Source organism: Thermostichus sp. OS-CIW-31, from assembly GCF_054060305.1.
Genome location: NZ_JBSSDA010000001.1, coordinates 15540 through 27612 on the forward strand (window position 1 = coordinate 15540; position 12073 = coordinate 27612).

Below are 12073 nucleotides of genomic sequence, written 5' to 3' on the forward strand. Positions count from 1 at the left end.
CTCAAAGGAGATCCCCTGAGGAGCCGAGGTTGCGTTGCCGCGCCATCTGGGAGTTGAGCAGAACCACCGGCAAAATCCCCACTAAGACAATGGCCAAAGCCGGTGCCCCTGCCTCCGCGAGACGCTCATCGGCTGCCAAGCGGTAGGTTTGCACCGCCAAGGTGTCGAAGTTGAAGGGCCGCAGCACCATCGTGGCCGGCAGCTCCTTCATCACATCCACAAATACCAGCAGCATAGCCCCCAAGAGGCCACCCCTCATCAAGGGCAAATGCACCTGCCACAGGGTGCCCAGGGATCCCTGCCCCAGGCTGCGGGCTGCCTCATCCAAACTGGGGGGAATGCGCAGCAGCGTGGCCTCAACGGTGGCCAAAGAAACGGCCAAAAACCGCACCAGATAGCCGAACACCAAAGCCGTGAGGGTGCCACTGATCACCAGGCCAGGTGGCTGTTGCAGCACCACCTGCCGCAGGTAGCTCAGCAGTTGATCCAACCACCCTAGGGGAATCAGAACCCCCACTGCAATCACCACCCCAGGCAGCGCATAGCCCAGAGAAGACAACTGCACTGCCAGCCGCAGACCCCACGGGGATCCCGCCCGTCCTAGCCCCTGCATGCGCAGCCCGTACAGCACCACCACCGACACGGAAACGGCAATGACAGCCGTGATGGTGGATAGCCAAAAGCTGTTCTGGGCGTAGCTCCAAAAGCGGCGACCCAGCTCCCCCTGCCGCAGGGTCATATTGAGCAGAATCAAGGCCGGAACGACGAAGCCCAGCCCAATTGGGATCCCACAGGCTAGCCAAGCCCCCACCGCCCGGATCCCTTGTAGGCGGTAACGGGTTGGGGTGGGTTTGAACCCTTGGCGATAGTAGCGCGCCCGCCGGCGGGAGACCTGCTCCATCGTTATCAGCAGCAACACCAGCAGCAACAGCAGCGCCGAAAGCTGAGCCGCCGCCACCAGATTGCCCAGGGCCGTCCAGGTGCGGTAGATGCCGGTTGTAAAGGTATCTACCCCGAAATAGCTGACGGTGCCGAAATCGTTGAGGGTTTCCATCAAGGCCAGCAGACAGCCGGCCACGATCCCCGGTCGGGCCAGCGGCAAAGCCACCTTGAAAAAGCTGGCCCAAGGCCCGTAGCCCAAGGAGCGGCTTACCTCTAAGCAGGCCACCGATTGCTCCTGAAAGGCCAGCCGGGCCGAGAGGTAAACATAGGGATAGAGGGTGAGGATCAGCAGCAGGATCGCCCCCCACAACGAGCGAATGTTAGGGAACCAGTAGTCGCCGATCCCCCAACCTGTTACCCGCCGCAGCCAGATCTGGAAACCGCCGGTTACCTGCAAAAAATCGGTGTAGGCGTAGGCCAACACATAGGTGGGGGCCGCCAGGGGCAGCACCAACATCCACTCCAGCCAGGCCCGCCCCCAAAACTGACACATGGTCACCAGCCAGGCAGTGCCACTGCCCACCAGGATGACCCCCGCCGCCACCCCTGCCATCATCACCAGGCTATTGCGCACATAAAGCCCCAAGACCGTATCGGCCAGGTGCTCCCAAACCTGCCGCTCGTCCGCAAAAAGGCTGAGCAACACCGTAAGGACAGGAACGAGAATGAGACCGCTGAGGGTCAGAGTCAGAAGCGCCCAGCCGTTCAGAGGAAAGAAGCCACTTCCCGGCAGAGATTTGCTCAACAACTTCAACCTCATCTCTTTGTCCATCTCAACAGGCGGGAGCTACCTCTTGAGCAACTCCTGGGGAAGAAAAGGGGATCCTCCAGGGATCCCCAACCAAGTTTTCTCTCAACACAAGCTCTTGGGCAGCTTAACGAAATAAACGATGTTCTCGTCTTGCTTGTTACCAAGGTAAGGCATAGTTTTTTCTTGAACCGCGCCCTTTTCCGAGACGATGCCAAAGTTGTCGTCGTTAACTATCGCTAGGGTAGTTGAGTTGAGAATGGCCAACCCCTCGGGCTTGTAGTGGGGATAATTGGGGATCGACATAATGTCAAATACTTCTTCTTTGTTTTCTGTGTTCAAAAGCAGATCCCGCTTTGGAACAGGAGCCTTTTCGGGAAGGTTTTCAATTGCCTTTGCCGGGCTATTGGTGTAGAAAGAAGTTAAAGAAAGCAGGAGCAAGAACAAGCCTGCTGTTCGCAGTTGTTTCATTTGGCAAACCTCCAGAAGCTTTTGAAAAAGAAAGACAGGACGCCTGAGCGGCCTCGAACGGAAGCAACGCCGTCCTAGAGTATCGACGCTTGGCCAAGAACCGTCAAGCTGCTTAACGTTCACGGCGTCAAGCAATGAAAGGCTGCACTCAGGGCCTGTCCTGGAGGCCTGATCTACTTCCAACCGGCCCGATCCATTACCTTTAGGGCATCAGGGGTGACGCGGCCAATGCTGGCGGCGTTGATCGTATCTTCCTTAAAGGTGCCAAAGCTGGCCACCAACGAGTCGATCTCAGCCCCGGGCAGTACCGGGTACTCATTGTTGCTCTGGGCAAAAATGGCCTGCGCCTCTGGCCCGGAGAGAAACTCCAAAAATTGGATGGCCGCTTCTTTGTTGGGAGCTGTTTTCAGAATGCCGGCCCCGCTGATGTTGACGTGGGTGCCACGATCCTGCTGGTTGGGGAAGAAGACGCCGATTTTCTCGGCTACGGCGCGCTCTTCTGGATTGTCGGATTTGATCAAACGCGGCAAATAGTAGGTGTTGGCCAAAGCCACGTCTCCCACCCCGGCGGCCACGGCCTTGATCTGATCTATGTCTCCCCCTTCCGGCGGACGGGCAAAGTTGGCCACCAAGCCCCGGGCCCATTGCTCCGTTTCCGGGATCCCGTGGGCCAAGATGATCGAAGCCGTCAAGGATTGGCTGTAGACGTTGCTGGAGGAGCGGGTGAGCACCTTGCCCCGCCATTTGGGGTTTGCCAAGTCCTCATAGGTGGACAACTCCTTGGGATCCACCTTGTCTTTGTTGTACATGATCACCCGCGCCCGCTTGGTGAGGCCAAACCAGTACCCCTCTGGATCCCGCAGAGACTCGGGAATATTTTTGGAGAGCGTCTCCGACTGGATGGGTTGAAACCAGCCCTCGTTCTGAGCGCGCCACAACCGGGCAGCATCCACCGTCATGAAGATGTCGGCGGGGCTGTTGGATCCCTCGCTGCGGATGCGCTCGATGATCTCATCGGCTTTGCCCTGCACCCAATTCACGGTAATGCCCGTTTTCTGCTTGAAAAGTTCGTACAATTTCTCGTCTGTGCTGTAGTGCCGCGAGGTGTAGAGGTTCACTTCCCGATTGGCGCCATGGGCCGGACGCAGAAGAGACCCTGCTGCCAGAGCCGCAGAACCTAGCGTGGCTCCACTGACAAATTGCCGTCGCGATAAGCGCATACCCAACTCCTAAGTTCAAAAACATCTCAAGAGACACAGCTCCACTGGCCAGGCTCTCTCTGAGAAAGCACCGGAAAGCCAAGCCCAAAGGACAAAGACAGTCCCCGCAAGCCTCAACGCGTTGGCTCTTATCTTGGGCCAACCTTATTGAGACTTTTATTCAAGAACTTTGCCTTGAGGCAATGATAGGAGATCTCAAGTACCAGGTCAAGCTCTTGGGAGTTGTTCTCACTTCTCACCCTTTGGGATGAAACTGGGTGGCTTCCCCTTGTCCTCGACAGCGCCTGAGATGGCCAGCAACGCAGCCGGTCTTGTTGAGCAACGGGTCTCTACCCAGGGCTTTGCGGTCAGCGGTATTGACAGCACTCACGAAAGCTGAAGAGGCTTCGGGTATAAAGGGAGCAGGGTAGATGACAGAGCTATGGTGAGCTCCCTTTCGAGATCGCCTCATGCACAGGTGCAAGAGAATAGCAGGGATCCAGGTGTCTCTATCCTGGTCTGCGGCTACAACGATTTGGTGGAGCTCACTCTCCAAGCCCTAGAAGCTTTTGGACATCGCGCTGTAGTAGTTGCTCCCGATCTGCCCCCTCATTTGGAAGAGCAGTGGCAATACCTACAGGCGGATCCCCGCCAGCCGGGGGTGTTGCAGCGGGCTGGGATCGAGCGGGTCAAGGTGGCGCTGCTCCTGGAGGACAGCGACCAAGCCAACTTTGAGCTGGCTTTGCTGATTCGAGATCTCAACCCACAGGTGCGTGTCGTCTCCCGTCTGTTCAACCACAGCCTTGCCCGCTATCTCGACTCGGCTTTGCCGCAGCATTTTTCCCTATCGGTGGCGGCTTTGGCTGCCCCGGCTTTTGCCCTTAAGGCTGTTTCCGACGAATTTGTTGGCTACTTTGAGCTGCCCCAGCTGGAAGCCCAGCCGGCCACGCTTCCGCCAGAGCTGGCAGATCCGGCTTACTTTGTCTCAGACCGAGAGACCACCCTCTGGAACGTGGTAGAGCTGACCATCGGATACAACTCCCGCCTGCTGCATATGCCCCTCTCGGAGCTGGAGGAAACTTTTGGGGCGCGGGTGCTGTTTCATTACCCGGTGGATGGGCTTTCTGACTTTTCCAAACAGCGAGTTTTCGACGACTTTGACCACGAGGCAGAGCTGCTGGAGGGGGATCGCGTTTTGGTCATTTGCGATCCCAGAGCCTACCTGCAACTGTTGGAACGCAACGGGCGACGGGGCTCCTCACGGGCACAGCGCTGGGCCAGCGGCCAGATGCAGGACAAGCGACAACAACGGCAAGGCAGGTCGTTGGGGCGGGGATCCCTTGGGTCTTGGCTGCGCAGAGGAGTGCAGGGACTCCTACAGGTCAAGCCCATCGTGCGCACCCTCACCTTCACCTTGGGGGCCATGCTGGTGCTGGGGGTGATCAACTTCAGGATGATCGGCAAACCCCTCATCGATGGGCTTTTGCTGACGATCGTGGTGCTGACAGGGGGCTACGGGGATATTGAGGCTTTTCAACAGCCGGAAACACCGCTGGGGGTGAAGGTGCTGGCGGTGATGATGACCTTGGTGGGGGCTGCCCTGGTGGGGTTGATTTACGGCTTGGTGACCGACAAATTGGTGAGCAGTCGCTTTGGCTTGGGTCGGGCTGCCCGTATGCCCAAAGAGGATCATGTGGTGATCGCAGGGTTGGGGCGGCTGAGCTATTTGGTGCTGCAGTTGTTGCGGCAGATGGGCTACGAGGTGGTGGTGGTGGATCCCAATAGCGAGAACCCTCTGCTGGAGGCGGCGGAACGGGAGGGGGCAGTGGTGATTCGTGGGGATTACGCCCTGGCAAGCACGCTGCAACAGGCTCGCATTCAAGGCAGCCGCTGCCTGATCTGCACCACCCCTGACGATCTCACCAACCTGGAGACGGCCCTGACGGCCCACAGCCTGCAGCCGGGGATCCGCACCATTTTGCGGGTTACCGATCCCGAATTGGCGGCTCGCATGCAGCGCCACATGCAGACCCTGGGGATCAGCTACAGCGCTACCGGGTTGGGGGCACGGGCTTTTGCCACCGCAGCACTGGTGGGATCCGTCTACGGCACTCTGGCTTGGCAGGGGGAAACTCTGCTGGTGACGCTGCTGGAGGTCTCGGCCGATTGCCACTACCTGGGGCTATCCTTGCGCCAACTGGCCCAGGACTATGACCTGGTGATCTTGCTGCATCGCTCCCGACCGGGGAAACCCTGTGTTTTTCCCAAGATCTGGCAAAAAGAGGGCAAGACCCTGTTGAAAGAAGGCGATCAACTCTATGTGATGGGAACGGTGGGATCCCTGATTCGCCTGACCCAAGGACGCCCTCTGCCCCCAGAGTTGTATCAAGTGCGCCTCCTAGAGTATCGCAACCCCTATTTTGAAGAGGATATCCTCTCGGCTTTATCGTTCTACGCACGCCTGCCCAAGACGGCCCTGAAACCCCTATTGGGCTGTCTGCCGGCGGTGGTGAGCCCACCCCTTCCCCGTGACAAGGCAATCAAGTTAGCCCGCCAACTGCGCAAAATGAGCACTGAAGTGCAGGTGTTTGCCCAGGCGCAGCCTGCCCATTGGATCCCTGCAGCCATGAACGAAAATAGCGAGAGTAATCTGAATTGATTTGGACACTGTTCTGTTTATTGGTCTATTCTGCACTCCGTAGTCCAAAACATCTCGTTATAGGCAGTTGGACATTCAGGAGATAGGCTTTTCGGCTGCAAGTCGCACAAAGCGATTTTGGTTGTAGAGCTGCTGAGCCACCACTGCGAAACCCACCTTCTCCAGCAACCACACCAGGTCTTCGGCGCTGAAGCGATTGTGCTCGTAGAAGTGGGTAAACTGATCCAGCAGCGTTTCCAAAGGCGTGTCCGACTGGAAGAGTTGGGCCTCTGTATCGGCATCGAAGTAGAGGCTGAGCGGGGCGCGCACCCAATCCACCAGCAAAAATCGCCCCCCCGGCTTGAGTAGACGCAACACCTCCTGCAACAAGCGCAAGGGCTGCACCATCTCGTGCAACACCACCACTGCCTGAGCTGCATCGATGCTGTTGGCCGAAAGCGGCAAGTGAGGGTCGTGCAGGTCGGCCTGCAGCAGCTGGATTCCAGGGATCCCTTTCAAATCTGCCGCCGCTCGCTCCAACATGTAGGGCATCACATCCACCCCGATGAAGTGTCCTCCGGGATAGCGTTGCGCCCACTGACCCAGAGCAAACCCCGGCCCGGTTCCCAGATCCAACAAGCGCGGTGCAGGAGGCAGACAGGGCTCGATGTGCATCTGCCAGAACTGCCAAAAAGCCTCATTAAAACGCCCCGGCGCTGTTGCCACCATGCGCTCGCAGAAGCTGGGGCCACGGTGGTGCTGGTAGAGAAGCTGAAAGGTATCGAGGCCGGTCTGGGGCATGGCTGAAGATTGTTGAGAAAATTGCTAGAGGGATCACCAGAATTCGCTGATGGGCTGAAAAGAGCATCGGGGGATCCCCAAAAGTAAGGCCTAATGTCGGCCTAACGAGCAGTGGGAGCGCTGGAAAAGTTGGCAATGCCGGTCTCCAGGTCGCTAAAGCAGGTCAGTACCTTTTCCATGGAGGTGAGGTTGAGGACGAGGGCCACACTTTCCGGCACGCAACAAAGGCTAATGTTGCCCCCGGCAGCACGGCACTTGCGCAAAGCCGAGATCAACACCCCCAGCCCAGAGCTGTCCATAAAAGTGACCGATGACATGTCGATCAACATATTGGGATAACCGAAATCTAAAACCTGCTGGAGCAATTGCCGAACTTCTGAGGCGGCCTTGGCGTCAAAACGACCTTCCAGGGGCACAATTGCCAGTTTTTGCCCTTGCGGAGTTTCAGCAGTACGGATGCGCAGCTTGAAATCCATCGTTTCCAGTGAAGACCTCATGCCCCACCTTAACACCATCCGCTACCGCCCACCAGGAAATCTTGTGAAGATCCCCAGGGACAGCGCGGCTCCCTCCAAAAACATCTGCCCTCTCGCCCCCAGCTCCTCTCCCAACAAGCCAGAGGGAAGCCGTGTAAACCCATGAAGTAAGAGCCGCCCCAGAGCTTAGCAGGAACTCCATCCCCCGCAGGGAAGGGATCCGGCCTCGGCCACCCATCTCAGGTTCCAGCCAGATCTACCTACAGCATAGGTTGCAGGGTTAAAGCCTCCGAGTCTATGGAGGGAAGGGACATGTGCAAACGGGGACGGTGCATAGAGAGCAACTGGGCCAGCCGCTTGCGCAGCTCAGTACGGGGCACAATCGCGTCGATGAGCCCTTGGGCCAGCAGGTACTCGGCGGTTTGGAAGCCTTCTGGCAGCTTGCCCTTGCCGATGGTTTGCTCGATTACGTTGGGCCCGGCAAACCCCACCTGCGCGCCCGGCTCGGCCAGGATCAAATCTCCCAGCATGGCAAAGCTGGCAGTTACCCCGCCATAGGTGGGATGGGTGAGCACGGAGATGAACAATTGTCTGGCGTCGCGGTGCCTTTGTAGGGCGGCTGAGGTTTTGGCCATCTGCATGAGGCTGAGGATCCCTTCCTGCATGCGGGCTCCCCCCGAAGCCGAAAACAGGATCAAAGGCAGGTGATCGCAGGTGGCCCGTTCCGTGAGGCGGGCGATCTTCTCGCCTACCACCGAGCCCATGCTGCCGCCCATAAAGCGAAAGTCCATCACCCCAATCGCCACCGGGATCCCTTCCAGGCTTCCCAACCCTGTCAGGACGGCATCCTTGAGCTGGGTGCGCTCCTGGTAGGTGGCCAAGCGCTCGGAGTAGGGCTTTTGGTCGAAAAAGTGCAGGGGATCCGTGGGAGCCAGGTGTTCGTCCAGGGGCTGCCAGGATCCGGGATCCAAAAGCTGTTCCAGACGCTCTGGGGCTGTAATGCGGTGGTGATGCCCACAGCTGGGGCAAACTTGCCAGTTTTGCTGCAGATCCTTGGTGTAGGTCAGGGTGTCACAGGCAGGACACTTTTGCCAGAGGCCATCGGCAATTTCTCTCACCTGACGCTCTTTGTCGAAGGGGCTGCTACCTGTCAGGTTCAGAGAGGTTTGTCTGCGCCGTTCCGCAAACCAATCCAGTAGAGACATAGCTGTTGAAATATCCTCCCTACTCAGGGATGTCGAGAGCCCTGCCGGTGAGCTGCGAAACACATCTCAACGTTCTCAAGCTATCAAAGAATCGCCCGACTGAAAATAGAGACAACAGCAAGCGATGGAGACTCGGTGGCAGGTGCTGACCACAGGGGATGGATCCCTGACCTTTTTCTCGGAAGAGTTTGGACAGGCTTTTCACAACGTCAGTGGTGCCGCCCAGGAGGCTTTGGAGAAGTTTGTCCGCCCTTGCCGGCTGGATCGGCTGCCTTTGGAGCGGGATCCCGCCCAGCCCATTTGCCTTTTGGATATTTGCTTTGGCTTGGGCTACAACTCCGGCCTTGCCCTAGAAACCATTTGGCAAATCCGGCCCCACTGTTCTGTAGAAGTAATCGGCCTAGAGCGATCCCCGGAAGTGCCTCGCCAGGCTTGGCAGGCGGGGGTGGGATCCACCTGGAGCTTTGGGCAGGAGTGGCAACGCCTCATCGAGCAGGGATCCTGGCAATCGCAGCGCTGGCGCGGAACCTTGCTGTGGGGCGATGCCCGGCAAACGGTGTTGCAGGTGCCGCTGGGGTGGGCAGATGCGGTGTTTTTGGATCCCTTCTCCCCTTCGGTTTGCCCAGAGCTGTGGACGGTGGATTTCCTGCGGGCCGTGGCTGAACGGATGCGACCAACCGGCATTTTGGCCACCTATTCCTGTGCAGCGGCGGTGCGAGCGGCTCTGTTGGAAGCAGGGCTTTTCATCGGCTCTACCCCCCCGGTAGGTCGTCCTTGGCCGGGGACAGTGGCCTCGCCCCAACCTGACCACCTGCCGCCTCTTTCCCCCATGGAGTGGGAGCACCTGAAAACTCGCGCTGCCGTGCCCTACCGGGATCCCACCTTGAAAGGAGATAGAGCGCAAATCCGTCTGCAACGCCAACGGGAACAGCAGGGATCCCCTTTGGAGCCCACTTCTGCTTGGAAACGCCGCTGGCCTGTGCAAGCCTAGAGAGTGGCGTTGCCGGAGTTCAGATCTGGACAACTTTTCCCAGGATTGCTGCCCGAGTGTATCCAAGACACCTGCGCTATTCCCGTACCCTTACGCAAGCCACCATTTCTTGACAAAGTTAAGCTAGGATGAAACTTTTCTGCTGTCAACTGCCATGTCTTCTGAGGAGTCCCTCCCGCTGACGCGAGCAACCTCTGCCGGTACGCTGATCGCCCTCTGTGCTGAGCAGCACCGCGTCATCCTGCAGTTTTTGACTCGCCTGTCTCGAGCGCCGGAGTTGGATCTGGAGCAGCGACGCCTCTGTGTACAAAGGTTGCGGCAGCGCCTCTCCCGCCACATTCAACTGGAGCGCCATGTTCTCTACCCTCTGCTTAGGTCGGCTCTCCAGGGGGATCCCCACCTCAGCGCCCAAACTGAGCGGCTGGAGCAACATCTGCGGGATCAGATTCCAGAGCTGACGCGCTTTTTGCACCAATCAGAGCGCACCCCGCAGCAGGTGGATCCCTCTGCTGCCCTTCACTTCTATCGGCAATTGCGGGCTCAGTTTGATCAGGAGGAGAAAATCTTGCATCCCCTCTTTGCCCAGCATGTTTCTCCCGAAGCAGAGCAGCAGCAGTTGCGTCTGTTCCGCAAACGCCTGCAAGCCAGCGCTGCTTCCAATCGCTCTGCACATAGCCGTCGCGTTGCTTTGAATGAGCTGGAACGGCAGGCGATAACCCGCCCTGTCTTGCCCAACGAGCGTCTCTGGTCGCTGCAGGGCAACACTGTGCAAATGTCCGCTCCCTAGTCGACGACGGTCTTGTTGTTGGAGGCTAGTGGTGGTATTTTTGCTGCAATCGGCTCCCTGACCCCAAAACCATGCAGCCCTGGGATCCCGAAACCTACGTCGATCAAATGGCCCAACTGCTGCAACTGCCCCTGCATCCTGAACACCGAGCAGGGGTGATCGAAAATTTTGCCCGCTTTCTGCCCATTGCTCAACAGGTGCTGGAGTTCCCGTTGCCGCCGATAGTTGAGCCAGATCCCACCTTTGACCCTCAGCCATGACCGGGGATCCCCACCTTCTCGGCAGCGCTGACGCGGTCTCTATTGCCAGGGCTGTCCGCCAGGGATCCGTGAGCGCCCAAGCGGTGGTGGCCGCCTGTCTGGAGCGGATTCGCCGGCGGGATCCCCAGCTCAATGCCTTTACAGCTGTCTTGGAGGAATCGGCCTTACAAGCGGCGGAGCAGGTGGATCGACAGGTGGCTCAAGGGATCCCTGTAGGCCCGTTGGCAGGGGTGCCCTTTGCCGTCAAGAACTTATTTGACGTGGCCGGCCTCACCACCCTGGCTGGCTCGGCGATCAACCGCGAGAATCCCCCGGCCATCCAAGATGCAACGGTGGTGGCTCGTCTCAAGCAGGCAGGGGCAATCTTGGTGGGCACCCTCAACATGGACGAGTACGCCTACGGCTTCGTCACCGAAAACAGCCACTACGGCCCCACCCACAACCCCCACGATCTCAGCCGCAGTGCGGGGGGATCCTCCGGCGGCTCGGCAGCAGCGGTGGCAGGAGGTTTGGTGCCCCTTGCCCTGGGCAGCGACACCAACGGCTCGATTCGGGTACCGGCCTCTTTGTGTGGCGTCTACGGCCTCAAGCCCACCTATGGCCGTCTGTCGCGGGCAGGAGCGGCTCTGTTTGCCGCCAGCTTCGACCACGTGGGCCCCTTGGCCCGTTCGGTGGCCGATATTGCCCTCAGCTTCGATGTCATGCAAGGGCCGGATCCCCAAGATCCCGTCTGTACCCGGCGTCCTGTGGATCCCACCTTTGGGCAATTGGGGCAGGGGATCGAGGGCTTGCGCATCGCGGTGGCGGATGATTACTTTGCCCGAGGGGCAGAGCCCCCCATCTTGGCCGGGGTAGAAAAGGTGGCCCAAGCCTTGGGGGTCGGCCAGACTGTGCGGATCCCGGAAGCCCAGCGCGCCCGTGCCGCCGCCTTCCTGATCACGGCTGCTGAGGGAGCCAACCTGCACTTGCCCAACCTGCGAACTCGCCCCCACGACTTTGACCCGGCCACCCGGGATCGCTTTTTGGCCGGAGCCCTGTTGCCTGCCAGTTGGATCTTGCAGGCGCAGCGCTTTCGCCGCTGGTATCGCCAGCAGGTGCAGGCCATTTTTCAGGAGATCGATCTGTTCATCGCCCCCACCACCCCCTGCTTTGCCCCCTTGCTCGGCCAAGAGAAGATGGTGATCGATGGGGTAGAGGTTCTCACTCGGCCCAACCTCGGCCTCTACACTCAGCCCCTCTCGTTTATCGGCCTGCCGGTGCTTTCAGTGCCGTTGCGCGAGAGCGGATCCCTGCCCTTTGGCGTACAACTGGTGGCCGCCCCCTACCAAGAAGCCAAGTTGCTGCGGGCAGCCGCCTATTTGGAGAAGCTAGGGATCCCCAATGCCCAGCCGGTCTGAGCCATGAAGAGCCCTGCTTTTGCAGCGTATCTAGCGTTAGGACTCGCGGGCATCCTCTTGTAGACACTAAATGTGTAGATAAACATTTTGCGGTCAAGAGAATGATTGCCTTGGGGGAGAAGCTCTAGTCTCTGTATGGCCCGTGGGCAATGTCTGAA

11 protein-coding genes are annotated in these 12073 nt (G+C 58.9%); 5 read left to right on the top strand and 6 right to left on the bottom strand.

Annotated features, from left to right (window positions below; genetic code table 11):
- Position 1 precedes the first annotated feature (1 nt).
- The 3 genes from ACVWY9_RS00085 to ACVWY9_RS00095 all read right to left on the bottom strand — a co-directional run bounded on the left by ACVWY9_RS00085 (position 2) and on the right by ACVWY9_RS00095 (position 3381).
- Positions 2-1702, bottom strand: coding sequence for an ABC transporter permease (locus tag ACVWY9_RS00085; protein WP_457387082.1), 1701 nt, complete (start codon positions 1700-1702; stop codon positions 2-4).
- Positions 1703-1795: 93 nt separating this feature from the next.
- Positions 1796-2161, bottom strand: a complete 366-nt coding sequence (locus ACVWY9_RS00090; RefSeq protein ID WP_457387083.1) for a hypothetical protein — start codon at positions 2159-2161, stop codon at positions 1796-1798.
- Positions 2162-2334: 173 nt separating this feature from the next.
- Complete coding sequence (locus ACVWY9_RS00095; protein WP_457387085.1) at positions 2335-3381, bottom strand: Fe(3+) ABC transporter substrate-binding protein; 1047 nt, start codon at positions 3379-3381, stop codon at positions 2335-2337.
- Positions 3382-3838: 457 nt separating this feature from the next.
- Here ACVWY9_RS00095 and ACVWY9_RS00100 point away from each other — a divergent pair, with 457 nt between their 5' ends.
- Complete coding sequence (locus tag ACVWY9_RS00100) at positions 3839-6019, top strand: NAD-binding protein (RefSeq protein WP_457387086.1); 2181 nt, start codon at positions 3839-3841, stop codon at positions 6017-6019.
- Positions 6020-6094: 75 nt separating this feature from the next.
- Here ACVWY9_RS00100 and ACVWY9_RS00105 read toward each other — a convergent pair whose 3' ends face one another.
- From ACVWY9_RS00105 to accD, 3 genes are all read right to left on the bottom strand, one after another.
- Positions 6095-6799, bottom strand: coding sequence for a class I SAM-dependent methyltransferase (locus ACVWY9_RS00105; protein WP_457387088.1), 705 nt, complete (start codon positions 6797-6799; stop codon positions 6095-6097).
- A gap of 101 nt (positions 6800-6900) precedes the next feature.
- Positions 6901-7296, bottom strand: coding sequence for an STAS domain-containing protein (locus ACVWY9_RS00110; RefSeq protein WP_414374470.1), 396 nt, complete (start codon positions 7294-7296; stop codon positions 6901-6903).
- 239 nt (positions 7297-7535) lie between these two features.
- A complete protein-coding gene (gene accD, locus ACVWY9_RS00115; protein WP_414344447.1) occupies positions 7536-8480 on the bottom strand; it encodes an acetyl-CoA carboxylase, carboxyltransferase subunit beta in 945 nt (314 codons plus the stop codon).
- A 124-nt stretch (positions 8481-8604) separates the two neighbouring features.
- On the opposite strand from accD, the gene ACVWY9_RS00120 reads away from it, so the two are divergent.
- The 4 genes from ACVWY9_RS00120 (at position 8605) to ACVWY9_RS00135 (ending at position 11915) form a co-directional block, all read left to right on the top strand.
- A complete protein-coding gene (locus ACVWY9_RS00120; protein ID WP_457387090.1) occupies positions 8605-9471 on the top strand; it encodes a tRNA (5-methylaminomethyl-2-thiouridine)(34)-methyltransferase MnmD in 867 nt (288 codons plus the stop codon).
- A 154-nt stretch (positions 9472-9625) separates the two neighbouring features.
- Entirely contained in the window at positions 9626-10258 is a 633-nt protein-coding gene (locus ACVWY9_RS00125) for a hemerythrin domain-containing protein (RefSeq protein WP_457387092.1), read from the top strand.
- Positions 10259-10329: 71 nt separating this feature from the next.
- Positions 10330-10518, top strand: a complete 189-nt coding sequence (locus tag ACVWY9_RS00130; RefSeq protein WP_011430915.1) for a DUF4089 domain-containing protein — start codon at positions 10330-10332, stop codon at positions 10516-10518.
- Positions 10515-11915, top strand: coding sequence for an AtzE family amidohydrolase (locus ACVWY9_RS00135; protein WP_414383519.1), 1401 nt, complete (start codon positions 10515-10517; stop codon positions 11913-11915). Before ACVWY9_RS00130 ends, ACVWY9_RS00135 begins: the two co-directional genes overlap by 4 nt.
- Positions 11916-12073 lie beyond the last annotated feature (158 nt).

Coding starts and splice junctions, on each gene's coding strand:
- ACVWY9_RS00085 (WP_457387082.1), bottom strand. CDS start 1,702: ATGAGGTTGAAGTTGTTGAGCAAATCTCTGCCGGGAAGTGGCTTCTTT.
- ACVWY9_RS00090 (WP_457387083.1), bottom strand. CDS start 2,161: ATGAAACAACTGCGAACAGCAGGCTTGTTCTTGCTCCTGCTTTCTTTA.
- ACVWY9_RS00095 (WP_457387085.1), bottom strand. CDS start 3,381: ATGCGCTTATCGCGACGGCAATTTGTCAGTGGAGCCACGCTAGGTTCT.
- ACVWY9_RS00105 (WP_457387088.1), bottom strand. CDS start 6,799: ATGCCCCAGACCGGCCTCGATACCTTTCAGCTTCTCTACCAGCACCAC.
- ACVWY9_RS00110 (WP_414374470.1), bottom strand. CDS start 7,296: ATGAGGTCTTCACTGGAAACGATGGATTTCAAGCTGCGCATCCGTACT.
- accD (WP_414344447.1), bottom strand. CDS start 8,480: ATGTCTCTACTGGATTGGTTTGCGGAACGGCGCAGACAAACCTCTCTG.
- ACVWY9_RS00120 (WP_457387090.1), top strand. CDS start 8,605: ATGGAGACTCGGTGGCAGGTGCTGACCACAGGGGATGGATCCCTGACC.
- ACVWY9_RS00125 (WP_457387092.1), top strand. CDS start 9,626: ATGTCTTCTGAGGAGTCCCTCCCGCTGACGCGAGCAACCTCTGCCGGT.
- ACVWY9_RS00130 (WP_011430915.1), top strand. CDS start 10,330: ATGCAGCCCTGGGATCCCGAAACCTACGTCGATCAAATGGCCCAACTG.
- ACVWY9_RS00135 (WP_414383519.1), top strand. CDS start 10,515: ATGACCGGGGATCCCCACCTTCTCGGCAGCGCTGACGCGGTCTCTATT.